Origin of the sequence: Methanocella sp. (genome assembly GCF_035506375.1) — an archaeon.
GTDB lineage: Archaea > Halobacteriota > Methanocellia > Methanocellales > Methanocellaceae > Methanocella.
Map to the genome: position 1 here is coordinate 47930 of NZ_DATJPM010000075.1, position 6000 is coordinate 53929.

General features: G+C 52.4%; 3 protein-coding genes. All 3 read left to right on the forward strand.

Going from position 1 to position 6000, the window contains the following annotated elements; genetic code table 11:
• The first annotated feature begins 18 nt into the window (after nt 1–18).
• Nucleotides 19–1077, forward strand: a complete 1059-nt coding sequence (gene cas1, locus VMC84_RS10290; RefSeq protein WP_325380301.1) for a CRISPR-associated endonuclease Cas1 — start codon at nt 19–21, stop codon at nt 1075–1077.
• Between the two features lie 81 nt (nt 1078–1158).
• A complete protein-coding gene (locus tag VMC84_RS10295; protein ID WP_325380293.1) occupies nt 1159–4020 on the forward strand; it encodes a PAS domain S-box protein in 2862 nt (953 codons plus the stop codon).
• 931 nt (nt 4021–4951) lie between these two features.
• Nucleotides 4952–6000: PAS domain S-box protein (locus VMC84_RS10300; RefSeq protein WP_325380295.1), on the forward strand; the 1049-nt coding region annotated here is incomplete at its 3' end.

Below are 6000 nucleotides of genomic sequence, written 5' to 3' on the forward strand. Positions count from 1 at the left end.
TAAGGATAAACGGGCCTGATCAGCTTCGAGGCGATGCGGTGGCTGGCGAAACACGACATACCCGTTATAGTGCTGAACTGGAATGGTAACCTGCTCTCTGCCATGATGCCCAAGGAGCCCAACAACGGTAAACTGCGTGTGAAGCAGTATGATAAGTACCTGGATAAGAAGGCTCGTTATGATATCGCCCGGGCTTTGGTCGAGGAGAAGGTGAACAAGGGCCAGGATCTACTCGTCGGGTTGTCCGACTATTACGACGAAGTAGACCGGGACGAGACCATCAAGGTATTCGAGTTCGAGCGGGACCGCTTCCACAAGTACAAATCAGCCGACTGCGACCTAAACAAGTTATTGTTATACGAGAGTCGCATCGCAAACCGGTACTTCAGTACCATTACCCGGGTCATTAACAAATTGAGGCCCGACTTTAACTTCACCGGCCGGGGCACCAAATCATATTCGTGGAACATGAACGCCAGTGACCCTATTAACGCCCTCTTGAACTACGGGTACGCCATCGCGGAAGCCGAGGCCAGACGAGCGATAAACAGTGTCGGCCTGGACCCCTATGTCGGGTATCTGCATGAACTGGCCGGATCTAAGCAGCCACTAGTCTACGATGTACAAGAACTGGGCAGATGGCTAGTCGACCTATCTATCATTCAACTGCTCGCAGACCACAAGTTGAAGAAATCGGCGTTCGTCACCACCGAGAACTACCACCAGAGACTACGCGAGGACACGGCTAAACTGCTGTTGAACTACATTAGAAATAATTTTAACACGGCGGTGCCGTACAAGAAAAAGCAGTTCACCTACCAGTATGTTCTCGGTGACAACGTACAAATGCTCGCCAACTACATCAGCGACAGGTCGAAAGAACTACGTTTCAACGTGCCCGGCGTGCCAATCAAGTGGAACGACGACAACGAGACCCGGGACTTTATCCTGAACATGACACCCGACCAGCGGAAAGAGCTGGGCATTAATAAGTCGACTTTGTGGTATATCCAGAAGAACATGCGGGAGGGCAAGAAGGTCAAGCTATACGAAAAGGTTAGGACAAAAATCGTTTGATATACTTGTTTTATGAGTGGTTCCAAGGCCCTGAAAATATAAATAGATGCTCGATTTAATGTATTTAATTAAAAGGTGACCATGAGTCCAACGCCCGCCTCCACTAACCCCTCCGACGCCCAGAAGCCCCGTAGTGAACTTTTAGCCGAGTTGCAGGAGCTTAGGGCCCAAAATGCGGTTTTGAAGGATGCCGGAGCCAACAAGGGTAATGCCGAAGCTTTGCGGGAGAGCGAGGAGAAGTTCCGGGAGATGGCCGAGAACATCGGGGAGGTGTTCTTCAGCTTCACGAGGGATTGGAAGCACACGATCTACGTGAGCCCGGCCTACGAACATATCTGGGGGCGCCCGCTGGAAGAGGTATACGGCAATCCGATGGCCTGGCTGGAAGGGGTGCATCCCGATGACCGGGAACTGCCGCTAGCGGTGGTCAACAGATATATAGCGGGCGATTTTTCTGGGATCGATACCGTGGAATTCCGGGTCCTGAGGCCGGATGGGACCGTCCGGTGGATACTCGCCCGCACCTATCCCGTCCGGAACGACGGGGGCGAAATGTACCGGATCACGGGGATCGCCGAAGACATCACCGAGCGCAAGCTGGCGGAAGAGAAAGTAGCCCACGTCGCATCTTTCCCGGAACTGAACCCTAATCCGGTCATCGAGGTCGATTATGCGGGGAATGTTACGTACAGCAATCCTTCTGCTGACCGCATATACCCCGATTTAAGGGCGTCGGGTGACCACCATGCGCTGCTCAGGGATATTACGTTCGGGCGGGGCGCTGGTCCGGGGGCCGGATCCCTTTTAGTAAGGGATGTTGAGGTTAATGGGCGTTTTTACCTAGAGTCCATCATCGACATGCCGGAAAGAAAGGTGAGGCGCATCTATTGCATCGACATCACCGAGCGGAAGCGGGCGGAAGAGGCGTTGAAGCTGACCCAGTTCGTTGTGGATAACTTCCGGGACTCGTCGATCTGGCTCACCCGGGACGGGCGCATCGCCTACGTGAACCAGGAAACCTGCCGGGGCCTCGGGTACTCTCGGGAGGAACTATTATCCATGCACATCTCGGACATCGACCCCGACTACCCGCCGGAGAAGTTCCGGGAGCTGTGGCCGGAGAAGCAGAAGGGCGATTACACGCATTTCGAATCAAGGCACGTCGCCAAAGACGGCCGGACGTTCCCGGTGGAGGTCACGTCCACCTACACGATATATGGCGACAACGAATACCTGATCACGTTCGACCGGGATATTACGGAACGGAAGCGGACCGAGGAGGCGCTGCGGTCGTCGCAGAGTATGCTCAAGTCGGTAATGGGTAACGTTCCCCTGGGCATCTTCTGGAAGGACCGCAGTTCAACTTATCTGGGCTGTAACGAGGTGTTCGCGAAGGCGGTCGGCCTGTCGTCTACTGAGGAGATCGTGGGCAAGACCGACTATGACCTGCCATGGCTCCCGGAAGAAGCGGACTCGTTCCGTGATTACGATTTCAGGATCATGGAGAACGACGAGGCGGAGTACCACATCGTGGAGCAGCAGCGGGAGGCGGATGGGAAGATATCGTGGGTAGAGACCAATAAAGTTCCCCTGCATGATGCATGGGGCAAGGTCGTTGGAATCCTGGGTACCTACGAGGACATCACCGAGCGCAAGCGAACCGAAAAAGAGCGGGAGATAACCGTCGAGTTCCTGAGCCTCGTGAATCAGGCTCGGAGCACCCAGGAACTAATCTGGAAAACGGCCTCGTTTTTCCAGAAGACATCGGGTTGCGAGGCCGTAGGCATCCGACTCCGGGAGGAGGACGACTATCCCTATTATGAAGCCCGCGGGTTCCGGCCAGAGTTCATCCGGAAGGAGAACTTGCTTTGTACTCGTGACGCACAGGGCCATGTTCTCCGGGATAAGGACGGCTTTCCCATGCTGGACTGCATGTGCGGCAACGTAATCACCGGCCGGTTCGACCCGGCCATGCCCTTCTTTACGGCCAAGGGTAGCTTCTGGACGAACAGTACGACCGAACTCCTGGCCACTACCACGGAAAAGCACCGGCTGGCGAAGACCCGTAACGTCTGTAATACGGAAGGGTATGAATCGTTCGCTCTGATCTCGTTGCGGGTAGGGGAGGAGCGGCTGGGCGTCCTACAGTTGAATGACCGGAGGAAGGGCTACTTCACCCTGGATCAAATCCAGATGTGGGAAAGGCTCGCAGACTACCTCGCCGTGGCACTGGCAAAGTTCCAGGCCGATGAGGCATTGAAAAATGCCAAAACCCAGGCCGAGCTGTACCTCGATTTGATGGGCCATGACATCAACAATTTACACCAAATAGCTCTGGGCTATCTTGAACTGGCCCGGGAGATGCCAGCCTCCGAGGGCCGGGACGAGTTCCTGGACAAGCCGGTCGAGGTATTACAGCGGAGCGCCCAGCTCATCCAGAACGTGCGGAAGTTACAGAAACTCCGGGAGGGCGGATTCACACCCGAGATGATAGACGTCTGTAATATTCTCGCTGACGTGCAAAGTGAGTACAGGGCTGAGCCCGGCAAGACGATACGGGTGAACTTGGGCGACCATGAAAAGTGCTTCGTGAGTGCCAATGGGCTGTTACACGACGTATTCGCGAACCTCGTCGACAACGCGGTGAAACACACCGATGATGGAACCGACATTACCGTGAGCCTAGACGTTATGAGGGATAGGGGTAGACCATATTACAAGGTGGCTGTCGAGGATAATGGCCCCGGCATACCAGACGACTCTAAGGAGATGATATTCAACCGGCTCCATAAGGGCACTGCGAAGGGCATGGGTCTTGGATTATACCTGGTGAAATCACTCGTGGAAAGCTACCATGGCAAAGTCTGGGTCGAGGACCGGGTACAGGGCGACCATACGAAGGGCGCCCGGTTCGTCGTCATACTGCCGGCGGTTGAAAAGTGATTAATTATCCAGCTATTTTTATAAGAAAAAGTCCAAAAATGAACAACTGACTATATACCCCGAAATTAAAATGGGCCGACTTAGATTTGAACTTTCAGAGTGTCCAAAAAGTCGAAGGCTAACTATATACCTCTATAACGTCGCGGGTCTATAATAATTTGAACATTTTACAAATGATAATACGGCGATGTTTTAAACTACTTTAACTTATGGGGTCGCATACTTACACACTTTGGAGAATACGTTTACGACTTTATATACTAAATTTGGTTGTCTGGTAGAATATACCAAATTAAGCCTTATTTTAACTAAAAAGTACTAATGTTATTATAGAATATTTTACGTATCTCATTTATTAATAGGCTTTACAGTATGCCTTTTTCATAAAGTAGGCGTATTATACAATGAACGTTATTTCTATAAGTTTATATGTTTTTAAGTTTTGTGTAGCCTGCTGTATCTAAGTTAAATTACGAGCTAACGTCACCAACTTTATTTCAGCAACAACCGCAGACTACACTGAACCGAAAAAGCATTACGCCTTCCAGTATGCGCTCGGTGACAATGTAAAAATGCTCGCCAACTACATCAGTGACCGGTCGATAGAACTGCATTTTAACATGCCCGGTGTCCTTATCAAGCGGAACGATGATAATGAAACCCGGGACTTATCCTGAACATGACGCCTGACCAGCGGAAGGAATTGGGCATTAACAAGTCAACGCTGTGGTATATCCAGAAGAACCTCCGGGAGGGCAAGAAGGTCAAGCTTTAGGGCAGGGTTAAGGCAAAATTGCTAAATAATTTGGTCCAAGCTTGATATTTTAGCCATTATTTTATTGCAAAATATTTATACTATGGAGTGAAGGTTTTTCGCATATTACTAATATATAATGAACGTTTAAGCGATTGATCCCTAGGGGCAGTGGGCATGGCACAGAAACCTCGGCCCGGAAAAAAGGCTGGCAGTGGGCGGAGCGGAGATGTCGAGGACAAAGATAAGGACCGGCTCATCGCCGAATTAAGAGACCGAATTGCTTTTCTTGAAAACGATTTATATCCAAAAGAGGGCGCAATTTCACTAGAGATGGTGGTGGACAGTCGGAACAATGAGGCGCTCCGGGAGAGCGATGAGATGTTCCGGGTCCTGGCCGACACCTCCTCCGCCGCCGTCATGATGCACCAGGGCCAAAATTTTGTCTACGCCAATGGCGCGGCGGAGACCATCACGGGGTATGCGAGGAATGAGTTATTGGCCATGCCCTTCTGGCACATCGTCCACCCGGATGACAGGGGGATCGTAAAGGAGCGTGGATTGGCCCGGCTCCGGGGCGAGGTGCCCCCAAGGAATTACGAGATCAAGCTCCTCGCCAAAAACGGAGAGGAAAAATGGGCCCTCCTTTCGGCGGCCCGGACCAAATTTGGCGGAAGGTCCGCCGTCATCCTGACCCTCATCGACATTACGGAACGCAAGCGGGCGGAAGATGCGCTCCGGGAGAGCGAGCGCCGGTTCCGGGGGGTCTACGAGCAGGCTCCTCTGGGCATCGCCGTGATCGACTCGGCTACCGGCCATTTCCTCCAGATAAACCAGAAGTACTGTGACATCGTCGGGCGCACCATGGATGACATGCTCGCCAGGAATTGGCAGAGCATAACGCACCAGGATGACATAGAGGAGGACCTCAATAACATGGCCCGGCTGCTCCACGGAGAAATCACGGGCTACCAGATGGAAAAGCGCTACATTCACGCGAATGGCTCTTTCGTCTGGGTCAATCTGACCGTCGTACCGCTATGGTATGAATACTCGAAGAACAGGTGCCACATCGCCATGGTCGAGGACATCACCGGGCGGAAGCGGGCCGAGGAGGAGTTACGGGAAAGCGAGGAGTTTAACCGCTCCACGCTGGATTCGCTGCCGATGAACGTGGCTGTCCTGAATGAATCGGGAACCATTATTTTTGTCAACCAGTCCTGGAT

Coding starts and splice junctions, on each gene's coding strand:
- VMC84_RS10295 (WP_325380293.1), top strand. CDS start 1,159: ATGAGTCCAACGCCCGCCTCCACTAACCCCTCCGACGCCCAGAAGCCC.